Below are 13,930 nucleotides of genomic sequence, written 5' to 3' on the forward strand. Positions count from 1 at the left end.
ACTCATACTAATCATCACGAGGGCAAACATGGACGTTAGGTCATCACAGGTCACTGGCAACGCTGCTTCCCACTACGCCGCTTGGCAGCTGTCTCGACGGGGTTGGAACGTCATGCTGACCTTCCGAAATGCCAAAGGCAGTGACCTGTTCTGCTCGAACGATGCTGAGACCATATTTTTCGGCGTCCAAAGCAAAGGGCTGACGAAACGTGATCCCGTCGGACTTGGGAGCAACCTCACCAATCTGAGGTCGGACTGGTGGATCGTCACGATCAAAGCCAAAACCGACGCGCCCGTCTGCTTCATCATGACGCTCCAGGAGGTTAAGGACCTTGCCCACCATAGCGATCCCTTGAATAGCAGGACCGGCGCGGCGTCAATCTGGCTCCAACCGTCAGCATACGATCAGCCTCAGTTTCGGGAAGCCTGGCATAGGTTCGAAACGCTGACCTGAAATCCGACCTCTCTACGAAGGAAAAGTACCGTGACCCTGCATGATTTTCTTCACCTCGAAGGTGAATTTAGCTTCTCCGCCGATGATGCCGCAGGAATTAACCGTGAGCTGGCGACGAAGAAAGTATCAGATATTGCCCCTGGCGACCGACAAAAGGTGCTCGATTATCTCCTGACAGCCATGCAGCTCAATTCAGTTGAGCATGATATTCGCGCAAAGATTGACGATCTGATTGCCGATCTACAGTCTCATTGGTAGGCTCGACGAAATCCTCAATCGTCCGCGAAGAGCAGCCGCTGGCAGACCGCCGCTCCACCAAAGGGTCTTGAATGCGATTCAGGGAAGATGTACATATCCATGCACGGAAGTAACCGTGGAGGGAGAATCACAAATGGATTGCCCATTTGATTTCGAGAAGCATCTCGACTTTAATCTTAGCGCCTTCACATACGACCCCCAACATTTCCGGGAGCTGGCGGAAAGCGAACTTGGGCAGTCTGCGCTTGAGTTCCTTACCCACCCCTACAACGTAATACGCATGATTACGGCCAGTGATCTCGATCGCGTGGCTGTGGAGCCTTTAGCCCCTTTTCTCGTCAAGGAATTCGGCGACGAGGCTACCGACGACCGATTTAAACAGTTTATTGGCCATGTCGCTCGCCAAGTATTGGAGTTTGTCCGGTTTACTCACGACCGCAAAAACTTGCAGATAACGCGGCCAAGTCTGTTTAGCAGCGGCAGTGGGTATCGGCGCGAGGGCCAAGAGCGCAGCACTATGCGGGTTTCGAAAGAGCAGCGCGAGGCTTGGCTAGCTCGGACCGCAAACGATGATTTCAATGTTTGGCTTAATGGCCAGGTCAAAGTCGACGGCAAGCTCGATCTGGATCGACTGTACGCGGTGGCGCAAAGCTACGGCGTCACAAAACGCTACGATCATCTAAATCCGGGCCAGCAGCGGATGAACATTGGTGTGGTCTTGCGCAGAATAGTGCCCGCGGGCACATACAAGCAAGCCTGACGCCTAGCGATCTTTGCTGGCGGGGCGGACATGTTCTTATGGCGAGAGACCCCGAAGCTTGCTCCGCCAGCCAGTACAAGCTATTTACCGTGCCGACGAGCTCTAGCGCCGAGACCCCATCATGAACCTCATCAAGTCCAAGAAGCGCGTTGCCGATCACGGAGAGGTATTCACACCGCCATGGCTGGTCGAACACATGCTCGATCTCGTTAAAGGCGAGACCGAACGCATCGACTCTCGTTTCTTGGAACCCGCCTGCGGTAGTGGAAACTTTCTCGTTCCCATCCTGCAACGCAAGCTCGCGGCCGTGGAGCAAAAATTCGGCAAATCCGATTTCGACAAGCGGAACTATGCCCTGCTGGCCTTAATGTGCGCGTATGGTATCGAATTGTTGCCGGACAACATCGCGGAATGTCGCGCGAACATGTTGGAGGTATTCGCCGACTACCTCAACTTAGATAAGGCGGACGAACTCTATCACGCCGCGTCCTTCGTGCTGTCGCTCAATCTCATTCAAGGCGATGCGATGACCATGCGTGATACGAAAGGCGCGCCGATCCGGGTGGTTGAATGGGGCTATATCGGCAAGGGAAAATTTCAGCGGCGCGACTTCCGCCTCGATGTGCTGACCGGCATGGCGAGTTTCAGTGCGGAAGGTTCGCTATTCGCTCATCTCGGTAAGCACGAAATCTTTACGCCAGCCAAGATATACCCTCCCGTCACTGTGCGTGGTTTGGCTGGTGGAGATATTTCGGGGGGAGCGGAATGAATATACAGGCCGGGTTTACTTTGCGGGGCCGTAACCCCGACGTTCTGACCTGCATTGCCAACCTTTCAAGTGATGAAGTATTCACGCCGCCCGAGTTCGCAAACCGGATGCTCGACACGCTTGCCGAGGCATGGGCCGCCCGTTATGGGGGAGCGGACATCTGGTCAAATAGCTCGGTACGCTTCCTCGATCCTTGCACAAAATCGGGTGTATTCCTGCGTGAGATTGCCGGACGGCTGATACGAGGGTTGGAAGGGGAAATCCCCGACCTGCAGGTGAGAGTAGATCATATCCTCACGAAGCAGGTTTTCGGTATAGGCATTACAGAACTAACCAGCCTGCTTGCCCGCCGTAGTCTATATTGCTCGAAGCACGCAATGGGCGCGCATTCCGTTGCCAGCGGTTTTGCTAGCGACGATGGCAACATCTGGTTCCATCGGACCGAACATTCCTGGGATGACGGAAGATGCACGTTTTGCAACGCCAGCAGGAACGCGCTCGACCGCGGTGAAGGCTTCGAAACCCACGCCTACGCTTTCATACATACGGACAACGTAAAGGCTCGCGTCGCCGAGCTCTTTGGAGACGACATGCGGTTCGACGTTATCATAGGCAACCCTCCATACCAGCTCGGTTCTGACGGTGGGACGCGCGATGTCCCGATTTACCAGCACTTCGTTGAGCAAGCAAAGATGTTGGAACCGAAGTTTCTTGCAATGGTGATCCCATCTAGGTGGATGGCTTCGGGCCTGGGGCTTAACGAATTTCGGAAGGCAATGTTGTCAGACCCTCGCATTCGCGATTTGTTTGACTACCCGGCCGCAAGCGAAGTTTTTCCGGGCGTCGAGATCAAAGCTGGTGTTTGCTATTTCTTGTGGGATTCGGCCCACAACGGCTCTTGCAACGTGACCACTACTCGGGGCGGCGAGAGCGTCGGCCCTATGCCGCGGGACCTCGGCGAATACGATGTGTTTGTCAGAGACGGCCGGGCCGTTTCTATTTTACACAAAGTGTTGGCTCACGGCGAGCCATCGATAAATGCCATCCTCGCCCGGGATAAGGAATTCGGTTGGACATCGAATTTTGATGGGTTTCACTTAAAAGAGCAGAATGGCGACGTCCCCATCTACTTTATCAGGACGATGAAACGTGGCGTGGGATTCATTAGCAAAGAAAAGGTGAACAAAAGCGCTAACTTGGTGGACACTTGGAAGGTGTTGGTGCCTCAAGCATATAATGGTGGGGATGTAATGCCTCACCCAATCTTAGGAAAGTCGCTGGTTGCGCCATCGCCATCCGTATGCACCCAATCTTTTCTTTTCTTTTACGTAGATTCCGAGAAGAAGGCGAAAAGCATACAGTCATACTACTGCACGAGGCTGTTCCGTTTCCTGGTTTCAGTCCGGAAGATCACCCAGCACGCCACCCACTCAACTTATACCTGGGTCCCAATGCAAAAATGGGATCGCGCTTGGACCGACGAGATGCTGTATCAAAAGTATGGAATTACGGCGGAAGAGCAGGCGTACATAGAATCTCAGGTTCGAATGATGGGCGCGGACGATGGCGAGTAAGCCCACTATTGAAGAAATCCTCGCTATCAAACCGGAAGCGCGGCTACGAATCTACGGGTGGACTCCCAATGATCCACCTGCCTCGTATGTTGGGCTGATCAAGGTTGGGCAGACGACGCGGGAAAATGTTAACGACCGCGTTCGGCAGTCCCAGGGGCAGATGCAACAGGCGTATACCCTGCACGTCGATGCAATTGCCGAGCGCGAAGATGGCTCGGCCTTCCGTGACAGCGACGTTCGCCAACGCCTCATCCAGAAAGGCTTCGAGAACGTGGTTATCGGCGCATCTCGCGAGTGGATGCGCTGTTCTCCCGATGACGTTAAAACCGCAATCACCGAGCTAAAGAAGGGATTGAGGCTTAGCGGCACCCACAATGAAACCTTTCCTCCGCGTGAGGAGCAGACTGCGGCCGTGGAACAGACTTACGCCTACTATCATTCCCGCTGGCAGCAGGAGGCAAACGCCGTCCCGCGCTTCCTCTGGAACGCCAAAATGCGTTTCGGCAAGACCTTCACCACCTACCAGCTAGCCAAAAAGCTCGGCGCGAAGCGTGTGCTGGTGCTGACGTTTAAGCCAGCTGTCGAGGATGCATGGCAGACCGACCTTGAATCGCATGTCGATTTCGACGGTTGGCAATACCTGAACACGGGACGCGATCCCAGCCAAATCGATGATGACAAGCCGGTGGTCTACTTTGGATCATTCCAAGACATGTTGGGCCGCGACAGAGCCGGGAACATCAAGGCTAAAAACGAATGGCTCCACAAGGTCAAATGGGACCTTGTGGTATTTGATGAATACCATTTCGGCGCATGGCGCGAAACCGCTAAAGAACTATTCGAGGGTGAGGAGACGGCGGTCGCTAAAAAGGAAACGAGCCTGGAATATGCCTCTGATCTGGAAGATGTGAATGAAGACCTTGGCGTGCTTTCGGAGAGCGAGGTGGAATTCTTGCCCATCACCACGCGCGCCTACCTTTATCTTTCCGGGACTCCATTCAAGGCGCTAGCTACGGGGGAGTTCATTGAAGAGCAGATTTTCAACTGGACCTACACAGACGAACAGCGCGCTAAAGCGGAGTTTGCTGCCCGCTATCCGGGCGAGCGCAATCCCTACGGCGCACTTCCGCAAATGCGGCTGCTGACCTACCAGATGCCCGACGAGTTGTTGGCGATCGCCAGCGCCGGCGAGTTCGATGAATTTGACCTCAACGCTTTCTTCGCCGCCATAGGCACAGGTAACACGGCGGCCTTCAAACACAAAACCGATGTCCAGAAATGGCTCGATATCATTCGCGGTGGCTACGCGCCTCAAATGCTTGACAGCCTCAAATTGGGGACACGGCCGCCGTTCCCCTACTCCGACGTGCGGTTGCTTCCCTATTTGCAGCATTCATTCTGGTTCTTGCCCAACGTAGCTGCCTGTCATGCGATGGCGAACCTACTTGCCGAGCGGCAAAATACATTCTGGCATGCCTACAATGTTGTCGTGGCGGCGGGAACGTCGGCCGGGATCGGGCTCGAGGCATTACCGCCTGTCCGGCAGGCTGTCGGAAGCGGTTTCGACACAAAGACGATCACGCTGTCCTGTGGCAAATTGACGACTGGAGTGACGGTGGCGCAATGGTCCTCAATCCTGATGCTCCGCAATCTAAAATCACCGGAGACCTATTTTCAGGCCGCGTTCCGAGTGCAATCGCCGTGGTCAATCAAAAATCCTAACGGTGACAATCCGAATGAGGAAGAAGTCCTCAAGCCGGTTTGCTTCGTTTTCGATTTTGCGCCGACGCGCGCGCTACGGCAATTGTCGGAATACGGTATCGGTCTTTCTCCCGGCGAGCCAAATCCCGAGCACGCTGTGCGGGACCTTGTCTCGTTTCTACCTGTACTGGCTTACGACGGCGCGAACATGACGCAGATCGACGCGGGCGGCATCCTCGACATTGCGATGGCCGGAACCTCGGCGACGTTGCTCGCCCGAAAGTGGGAATCGGCGCTGCTAGTAAACGTGGACAACGCTACGCTCGCCCGCGTTCTCAACGATCCCGATGCGATGTCGGCCGTCGAGCGGATTGAGGGCTGGCGGTCACTGGGCGACAACATCATCGAAACCATCATCAACAAGAGCGATAAGGTCAAAGAACTGAAGCAGAAAGCCCGGGAAGGCGAGCTGACCGCGAAAGAGAAGAAAGAGCTGAGCGACGAGGAGAAAGAATACAAGTCCAAGCGTAAGCTCGTGCAGGAAAAGCTCATCAAGTTCGCTACCCGTATCCCCGCCTTCATGTACCTCACGGATTTCCGCGAAAATACACTTCAGGATGTCATCACCAAGATCGAGTCGGACCTATTCCTGACTGTGACGGGCTTGACCGTGGCCGACTTTCACCTCCTGGTGCGGCTGAAAGTGTTCAATACTGAGCGGATGAACGAGGCCGTGTTTGCCTTCCGCCGCTACGAGGATGCCTCCCTGCGCTACACGGGCATCGAAAGCCACGAAGGGTTGACCCATTACGGCCTCTACGACACCGTTGTGGCCAAGGAGTTGTCATGATCAATTTGAGGGACATTGCGACGGCACAATGTCCGCATCGGCGGGGACCGCGTTTGCGACTCTGGTTACACCACGCCTGAGTATGTCGGTTTGGCATCTGGCGCGCGTGGCAACCTCATTGGCGAGGCATTCGGCCGGTGCGTAAATCAAAGCCGAAAACTCGCTCCCCAGCTCTCCAGCGGCCAATGATTATCTGTTCCAGGACCAATGCGGAAATGAAAGTCCTTGAGCAATTTTTCTCTGAAAAGCCAGCAAGTCTCGGTGAACTGCGGCCGCGTGACTTCGAAGCTGACATTTACAGACGGAATCTGATTAGATTTAAACATGAAGCCAGCTTCCTCCCTTTCGGGGGTTAACGCCGTTCGGACCCAGAAGGAGACGACGGCTGGCCATCGGAGTTTGCTGATCGGCGAAATGACCACCGCTCCGAGGATCAAATAGGTAAACTCTACGACCGTGATGGGCGGCCCCGGCTGAATGTGCTGACCGATGTTGCCCGAGGGGGCACCAGCGAACTCCCCATGCCAGTCACCAACCTCGATCTCCGGAAAGCCGAACACGGCGCGCGGCTTTTGTTTCCCTCTTGGCATGATACCTCCTCGCGCCGCTTCAATCGACCCGACCACACCCCCAACGCAACGTCCAAAATGAGCATGCCCGAAGGCCTCTATCGCCTCCTCGACCTGATCCTCTCTGACCAAACGTCAACCCTTCGCCCGTCGCATCATCTCATTAGGGGCCTAGCCTTTAGACATTCCAGTTTCGTTGCAGAACCTCTTGCATGAAAGCTTGCGCCTTCTGAGATCAATCTCGGCCGCGAACCTCGACGACAAGTCCGGGCTCGAAGCCGATGTTTTCTCCCGGGTATCCGCGAGGATTTGAAACGATTGTTGTCTCACCGATGCGGTAGTTGTTTTTATGGTGGACGTGGCCGTGAATCCAGACCGCGGGCTGCGTCTCGACGATCAGGTCTTCAAGATTGGACGCGTAGCATCCCGAGAGTGGATCATCTTTGAATTCTGGGGAGATCGACTGTCCCGACGGTGCATGATGGGTAACCACAACCGTATTCCGTCCCCGCAGCTTGCGCAGCTCGGCGGCAAGAAAGGCCTTGGTTTCCTGATGTTTGCGATAAGCATGGATCGGCTGGAATTTGCGATACGGTTCCTTCGAGAATTTGATCCGCCTGTAATCATTCATTCCGGCTTTGGCATACGCCATCGCGACCTCAGGATTTCGATCGAATAGTCGAAAGTCGCTCCACAAGGTGCCCCCAACAAACGTCACGTCACCGATTTCCACGACATCGTTTTCCAGAAAATGGAAATCGGGGTAGTTGGCCGCGATCTCGGCATTGCGGATACTTTCTTGAAAGGACGCGCCGTAGAACTCGTGGTTTCCCGCAACAAACACTATCGGAATCGTCCGAGCGATGTTTTGCGTAAGCCATTCGATACTCGGCAGGATGCCTTTTGTCGCGATATCGCCCGCGCAGACAACGACATCGGCGTCTTCCGGCGGAAGATGCTTGAACGGCACCCCGAATTCGACGTGCAAATCCGAAAATACCCAGATTTTCATGGATACATCGCAATCTCGCCGAGATAGCCCCGCAGGGATCGCGCTCCGCGCGTTTCAGCATGTCCCGTCGTCATCTGAGTTTTCATCTAGTTCCTGCTTTCCGCTCCGCCTACTCGGCAAGGAATGGCGATTCAGGCATATAATGCGACATGAATTCGCCTCGCATGTGTATGGCGAGAGGATCGTGCTGAATGATTAGCGCTCGCTTCGACTCGTCGACGGAGAGCCACCCGTCGCTCAAACGCCATCGCCTATGGAAGAGTCGATCCAAGCCAAAGCGAGCCCAAAAATACAGCGACTTGAGTGCATCCTCCCTGGTCTTTGGTGTGGGTGCATGCCTTTCGGCAAGCTCTAGCCATTCGTTGATATCTTCGTCAGATATCGTCGCCAGCCGCTTAATGTCCGCTGCGATGTCATCGGGAACGCTGGTCAATGCCTTATTGCATGCCGCAATAAAGCGATGATCCTCCGTAAAATCAATTCCCCATACATCGGGAAAGTCGCGCCAGAGGATAGTCTCCGCTATATCCGTCCAGCGCCCGTCGAGAATCATCCCGAGGCTCAGGAATGCTGGAAACGCCTCGGATGCAAGGTACGCCGGACCGCTTCCGTTAGCGGCCCGTATGTTTGGACGCAAAACGCCCGTCGCTTTGGGTTGGTCACGCGCGCTCGCAAAGGCCCGATGCTCCAATAGACCGGCCTGTCCTGCTAAAGAAACCACAACGGTGGCAATGTCGTCCCAGCGAGGAAAAACTACTGGGAGCTTAGGCTCGGCGACGGGAGTTGCTCCCACACTGACGACTACGGCAGAACCCAAGGCGACCAACCCATCGCAAGCCGCTTCGTATGCGCTGATGTGCAGATGCTTCCATCCGCCCGCCCCCGCGCTCGGCAGAGCGAGCTTTAGAAACTCGATCACCGGGCCGACCCAATGAGAAGGGTGAGGAATTCGCGGAACCTCGTGCCGATGAACCACTATTCGCCTGCCAAGAGGTTGAAACCCGATTTGATCAAGCATTTCGCCCAATGATCCTGGCATGGCCTTTCCGGTCTTCCTTGGTATCCCGGATGATCGCGTGCGCTTGGCCATCATGTGCCTGTTCTAAGTTGGGTCTTGGCAAGACTGACCACATATCGCCGGTTGCTTTGCAGGACTTGAATGACCTCTTCGCCTGTCATGACGCACGTATCCATCAACCGCTCTGCGAGCGCATCTAACGCTGGTCGTTGCCTCTGAATGATAGACCTCGTCCTCGCGAGCTCGTTTTGCAGCAACAGATGAACCTGTCTTCGAAGTTCAGTATTGTATAGGCGCATCTTCGCAAGCTTCTCCAATTCAAGGGTCTCCACCATGAGCGTGTGGCCCATACCTGTGACACCTTCGATAACCGTCGCGATTTCGGTGGCCCTGTTCAAATCAGCATCACTCGAGCCGGACGCACCATCTGCGAACGCGCCGAAGACTTCAATTTCAGCAGCAATCCCTCCGAGGCAGACGGCTATCGAGTTCAGGTATGTTGTCCTGGTCCTCGCTCGTGTACCTAGCGGCTCATACGCTACCCTGCCGAGTTGACGTAGTTGTCCGACTGCCCGGAACCTTGAAATTTCAATGCCTGCAATTTCATGTCCAATTTCAAATCCGACAACAGCGTGCCCCGCTTCGTGAACGGCAAGCGCCCTCAAGTAGTCTTCCGGAAGCTCGGCTAGCGTGGGGAGCTGGTCAATAACGTGAACGGCACCCAGATCGACCGCGTTGCGTCGAGCCGCCCGTTTAGCACCTCGTACGAGTTGCTCGATATCTGCTCCTGAGAAACAGTCAGTCGCGAATGTGAATTTTTCCGCGTCCGCCCCCTCGAGCATAAAGCCGGCGTGATACTTCAAAATAGAAAGGCGCGATGGCCCGTCGGGATATGTGAGTTCCAGATGCCGATCAAGCCGACCGGCACGCAGGATGGCCGAATCAATGAGGTTCGGGTGGTTACACGCCGCAACGACGACCACGCCTTCTCGCCGCACAAAGCCATCGAGAAGCTCGAGCAGTCCCGTGACCATCCCCCTGAGGTAACCTGAATTGCGGTCGGAGTGCGAACGGTGAGAAAAGGTATCCACCTCATCGATGAAGAGTATCGATGGCGCTTCCTTCTCTGCTTCCGTGAACGAAGTGCGCATGGCCTTCAGATGGTCATCGAGCGACCCCGCCTCCTGCCAGCGAGACACCGAACCATAGATAACCGGTACCCGGCAGGTATTGGCCAATGCGCTTGCGAACATCGTTTTCCCGATCCCCGGCGGTCCGCTGAGCAAGACTCCAGAGTCGACATCATTCCAGCGGATCATACCGGACCTATAGTCTGCCAGGTCCTTCGCGAGGTCATATCCCCAGTCCAGAGCGGGGCCGAAACCGTGCATGTCCGCAAGCGTGAGTCCGCTCGACTCCGTAATCTGCGGTTTGGGTTCGTCCTGGCTCGGCTTAGGAAATTGATGACGTCGGAGACGCTCCAGAGCCTGCAGGGGACCCCGCCGGTCCTGAAAGGCAGAATAAAGACGCGGCCAGGGCTCCGATATCAATAAATCAACGAGTTTCTCCTCGACTGGAAGTCCTGCTCGCCGTAGCGCCGCCTCTGCGTGCCTTCTGGAGCGGGGGCCGATTTCGATGACTGCGTCTGAAAAAAGTACCTCGTCGTCAGTCAACTGGTACCGGGGTGGCGACAGGAAGATACCCCGTTGGTTCCTATCGGCGAGGGACTGATCGCGAAACGATTTGTTCGACCACTCGAAGATAAACGTTTCCCAGTCAGAGGACTTCCAGATTTCCCGCGCGAAGACTTGGGCTGCTTGGGAATAAATCGGCCTGTAATAGTCATCGTTGAAAACCAGTGTAAGGATGGCCTTCCGCTCGACTTCGTTCCACGGCCGGAGCGCAGCCGCGATCGAGCAGTATGCCATATACACTGGCACTGTCACGCTTGTGCGGCTCACTGTGGTCGGCCTCCACGGCACGCGGGTTCGTTTGCCTGAATGATCTTTGGGCATTGAGATATCCTGAGAATGGCGATCGCTGTCAGTCCAGCTTGGGTGTGCCGATGCCGGAGGTTTGGTGCTACTGTCGCAAACCGCGACCGGTATGACTTGGTGGCGCGAGCCTGTACCAACGCGACAATGTCCGGGCTATGCCACGCTGCTCGTCTATGAAGAACAGTTGACTGGTACATGCCGCACGGCCGTCTACGATCGCTGGATGACCAATTGGACGCCCAACCAGACATGGGACTGTTCGTTCCATCAAGGCCCAATCAGTTAGAAGCACCACCGACGACCTCGCCGCCGTGCATGTTTCCAGGTTCTCAAGGTCGTCTGCCAGCCGCTTGAGACTTTGGATAAGACCGAAATGGGAAAATCCTAGAAATGAACCGCCGAACGAATCACTCATACGTTGCCACCGCTCTCTTTCCTTTGGTGCATAATATGCACAATAAATACGTTTATAACGTGATTCGCGTGCAAATAAAGACCCCAGTGCAAAAACATTGACAATAGCGGTCCGCAACCGGCTTTTCATCCGAGATGAAAACGCCCACCTCTCCCGCAGCACTCAGGGTCGCACGCACACTTACGGAACTTTCCCTTTCCGAGGTGGCTGAAATCGTCCGTATTCCACGTCGAGCGATAGCTGCGACGGAGGCCGGGATATCCGTGTTTAACGACCACAACGTTCGGCTGATCGAGTTCTATGAATCCAAGGGCATTGAGTTTTTGGGGGAACTGACCATGGGCAAGGAAGTTGCGCGCGCGGGCGCTCGGTGGAGGGTGCCTGCCGACCGAGATACCGTGGACATCGGGGAATATCACGCTGTGCACGGCGGCGTGTCCTTCCAAGCTGCGAGAGCCTTGCTTGGCCTCAAGCAAACACAAACAGCCGAGCGGACCGGCCTGAAAAGCAGTGCTATCGGAAGAGTGGAAGCCGGCGAACCATGGCCTAGCATCATCGACAAGCTTCGCAAATTCTACATCAAGAGTGGCGTCGAGTTCCTTGGATGGTGTGATGCGCACACCCAACTATATTACGGCGTCGGAGCCCGATGGGGAGTTTAGTGCTAGCGTGGACGCTACGGAGCGACACGTCTTGTGTGGTCGGTGTGTGGGCCGCGTGAAACATTTCCAGAAACGCAGAAAATTTTTGGTAAGAATTTGGAAAAATTGAATCCGCCCCTGGCGGATGCTCTGTTTGTTCGGCCACTCGTGCCTGTCCCTGTAAAGGCACGCTCGCCGCAAGGGCTCGCTCTACGGCCTTGACAGGGCCATTCTCTCGTAGCGTTCGCTTGGGAACAGCAAGGCCAGGTGTGGCCTCGCTGCCCATCAACCACTGGAGCCCTGTCAGCTGGCCGCGAGAGCTGAAGATGTGCGCTGTTAAGAGTTGCAACTTACGAGACCCATTGGATATAATTAAATAGAATGTGGCAGAGGATCGCATTTTGATCTTCCCATTGCGCTTGGCCTCATGGCTGCCTTGGGGGCGATACCGGCAGACATGCTGGGACGTTATGTGGTTCTCGGCGAACTCAATCTTGATGGCACCATCGGTACGGTTTCGGGCGCCCTGCCGGCGGCTATCGGCGCCAATGCACTCGGCAAGGGGCTGATCTGCCCGGCTGAAAGCGGGCCGGAAGCGGCCTGGGCCGGAGCCAGTATCGATATTCTCGCCCCGCGCAGTCTCATTGCACTCGCCAATCATTTTCGCGGCACACAGCTTCTCGCGCGCCCGACGCCCGCCATCCGCGCCAATCCGGTTAATCTGCCTGATTTAGCTGACATCAAGGGACAGGAGAGTGCCCGGCGCGCGCTGGAGGTGGCCGCCGCTGGCGGCCATAATCTGCTGACGTTATGCTACATTAATGAGCTGTTCCGGAGAATCTGGAGAACCTGTGTCGGAACGCACGTTCTAAGCGCTATGATAGGTCGTGGGTAACGATTCGGGGACGCCATGCAGGATATGTTCAAGCTCCGGGATATCTTCGCGCCTCATGAAGGTCGGAAGCGAGACGATCTGATCCGTCACAACCGACGCCTAATTCATTACACCTCTGCAGCAGCAGCGGTTTCGATCATCCGCAATGGTCGCGTCTGGATGAGAAACGTTCGGTGCATGAACGATTTCATGGAAGTGGAACATGGATTCCAACTCCTCCAGCATTCCTTTTCGCCTCCAGTGGATTCGGAGCCGGAGAAAGGTCTTCGCGCGGTCGGTACAGCGCTGGACGCGGTCTTCCCGGGGTTGACCGAAGATAGTATTAAATGGTTCGACGGATGGCTGTTCCAATTGAGAAACAAGACATATGTGACTTGTCTTTCCGAACATGATTCGTCTGAGAACGATTACGGTCGGCTTTCCATGTGGCGGTCTTATACTGCCAATCAGGTGGGAGTCGGCTTGGTAATCAATCCCCTGCCGCTGTACAGCCTAAGCGACACTTTCGGGGCATTTAGTAGCCCCGTCTACTATTTCGATGACAACGATCTCCGCGATCTCTTCCTAGAGATCGCCAACAACATCGCCACCAACAAGGAGTTTCTACAATCGAAGGGTCGAGAGGAGATCAAAGGCTATTTTTGCATGCTGCTTCGCGCAGTGGCGATGTGCACGAAGCATCCGGGCTTTCTTGAAGAGAGAGAGTGGCGAATTATGCACACCGAAAAGCTCGATGAGCAAGGCAGCCTGGAACTCGACGTGGAATGCATCGCCGGAATCCCTCAGCCCGTGTACAAGATACCGCTACAGGATCATGCTCCTAGCGGCATGACGGGAATTTCCATTCCGGATCTTCTCGAACACGTTCTTATCGGCCCGACACAGTTTCCTATCCCTGTTTGGGACGCGATCGTCATTGAGTTGGAAAAAGCTGGAGTAAAGAACGCAAAGAGCAAGGTTTCCTACTCAAACATCCCGTTGCGGACCTAGGACAGGCATCAAGATCGGGATGACGGC

Annotated in this window: 12 protein-coding genes and 1 pseudogene; 8 read left to right on the forward strand and 5 right to left on the reverse strand. The window is 55.2% G+C overall.

Features of this window, described 5'->3' with window-relative positions; all coding sequences use genetic code 11:
* Positions 1-43: 43 nt before the first annotated feature.
* Entirely contained in the window at positions 44-343 is a 300-nt protein-coding gene (locus tag V6S97_RS09825; RefSeq protein WP_334426702.1) for a hypothetical protein, read from the reverse strand.
* A 141-nt stretch (positions 344-484) separates the two neighbouring features.
* On the opposite strand from V6S97_RS09825, the gene V6S97_RS09830 reads away from it, so the two are divergent.
* From V6S97_RS09830 to V6S97_RS09850, 5 genes are all read left to right on the forward strand, one after another.
* The gene (locus tag V6S97_RS09830; RefSeq protein WP_334426703.1) at positions 485-712 is read left to right on the forward strand and encodes a hypothetical protein; all 228 of its coding nucleotides are present in this window, start codon (positions 485-487) and stop codon (positions 710-712) included.
* Between the two features lie 133 nt (positions 713-845).
* Positions 846-1,472 (forward strand): hypothetical protein, encoded by a 627-nt coding sequence (locus V6S97_RS09835; protein ID WP_334426704.1) that lies wholly within the window; start codon positions 846-848, stop codon positions 1,470-1,472.
* Positions 1,473-1,593: 121 nt separating this feature from the next.
* Positions 1,594-2,241 carry an N-6 DNA methylase gene (locus tag V6S97_RS09840; RefSeq protein WP_136882409.1) on the forward strand — a complete coding sequence of 216 codons (648 nt, stop codon included), beginning with the start codon at positions 1,594-1,596 and terminating at the stop codon, positions 2,239-2,241.
* Positions 2,238-3,815 (forward strand): Eco57I restriction-modification methylase domain-containing protein, encoded by a 1,578-nt coding sequence (locus tag V6S97_RS09845; protein ID WP_334426706.1) that lies wholly within the window; start codon positions 2,238-2,240, stop codon positions 3,813-3,815. Before V6S97_RS09840 ends, V6S97_RS09845 begins: the two co-directional genes overlap by 4 nt.
* Entirely contained in the window at positions 3,805-6,366 is a 2,562-nt protein-coding gene (locus tag V6S97_RS09850; protein WP_334426707.1) for a DEAD/DEAH box helicase family protein, read from the forward strand. Before V6S97_RS09845 ends, V6S97_RS09850 begins: the two co-directional genes overlap by 11 nt.
* Before the next feature lie 146 nt (positions 6,367-6,512).
* On the opposite strand, the gene V6S97_RS09855 is transcribed toward V6S97_RS09850, so the two are convergent.
* The 4 genes from V6S97_RS09855 to V6S97_RS09870 form a co-directional block, all read right to left on the reverse strand.
* On the reverse strand, positions 6,513-6,956 hold the full coding sequence (locus V6S97_RS09855; RefSeq protein ID WP_334426709.1) for a hypothetical protein: 444 nt from the start codon (positions 6,954-6,956) through the stop codon (positions 6,513-6,515).
* 214 nt (positions 6,957-7,170) lie between these two features.
* Positions 7,171-7,947: a metallophosphoesterase gene (locus tag V6S97_RS09860; protein ID WP_334426710.1), complete on the reverse strand. Its 777-nt coding sequence runs from the start codon at positions 7,945-7,947 to the stop codon at positions 7,171-7,173.
* Positions 7,948-8,056: 109 nt separating this feature from the next.
* Positions 8,057-8,986 carry a hypothetical protein gene (locus V6S97_RS09865; protein WP_334426711.1) on the reverse strand — a complete coding sequence of 310 codons (930 nt, stop codon included), beginning with the start codon at positions 8,984-8,986 and terminating at the stop codon, positions 8,057-8,059.
* A gap of 50 nt (positions 8,987-9,036) precedes the next feature.
* Positions 9,037-10,980: an AAA family ATPase gene (locus V6S97_RS09870; protein ID WP_334426712.1), complete on the reverse strand. Its 1,944-nt coding sequence runs from the start codon at positions 10,978-10,980 to the stop codon at positions 9,037-9,039.
* 531 nt (positions 10,981-11,511) lie between these two features.
* Here V6S97_RS09870 and V6S97_RS09875 point away from each other — a divergent pair.
* The 3 genes and pseudogenes from V6S97_RS09875 (at position 11,512) to V6S97_RS09885 (ending at position 13,903) form a co-directional block, all read left to right on the forward strand.
* Positions 11,512-12,039: a helix-turn-helix domain-containing protein gene (locus V6S97_RS09875; protein WP_334426713.1), complete on the forward strand. Its 528-nt coding sequence runs from the start codon at positions 11,512-11,514 to the stop codon at positions 12,037-12,039.
* 370 nt (positions 12,040-12,409) lie between these two features.
* Positions 12,410-12,823, forward strand: a pseudogene (locus V6S97_RS09880) (magnesium chelatase domain-containing protein); the annotation flags it as partial.
* 105 nt (positions 12,824-12,928) lie between these two features.
* The gene (locus V6S97_RS09885) at positions 12,929-13,903 is read left to right on the forward strand and encodes a DUF2971 domain-containing protein (RefSeq protein ID WP_334426714.1); all 975 of its coding nucleotides are present in this window, start codon (positions 12,929-12,931) and stop codon (positions 13,901-13,903) included.
* The last annotated feature ends 27 nt before the right edge of the window (positions 13,904-13,930 follow it).

The organism is Agrobacterium sp. CCNWLW155 (assembly GCF_036888815.1).
In the GTDB taxonomy this organism is placed as follows: Bacteria; Pseudomonadota; Alphaproteobacteria; order Rhizobiales; family Rhizobiaceae; genus Agrobacterium; species Agrobacterium radiobacter.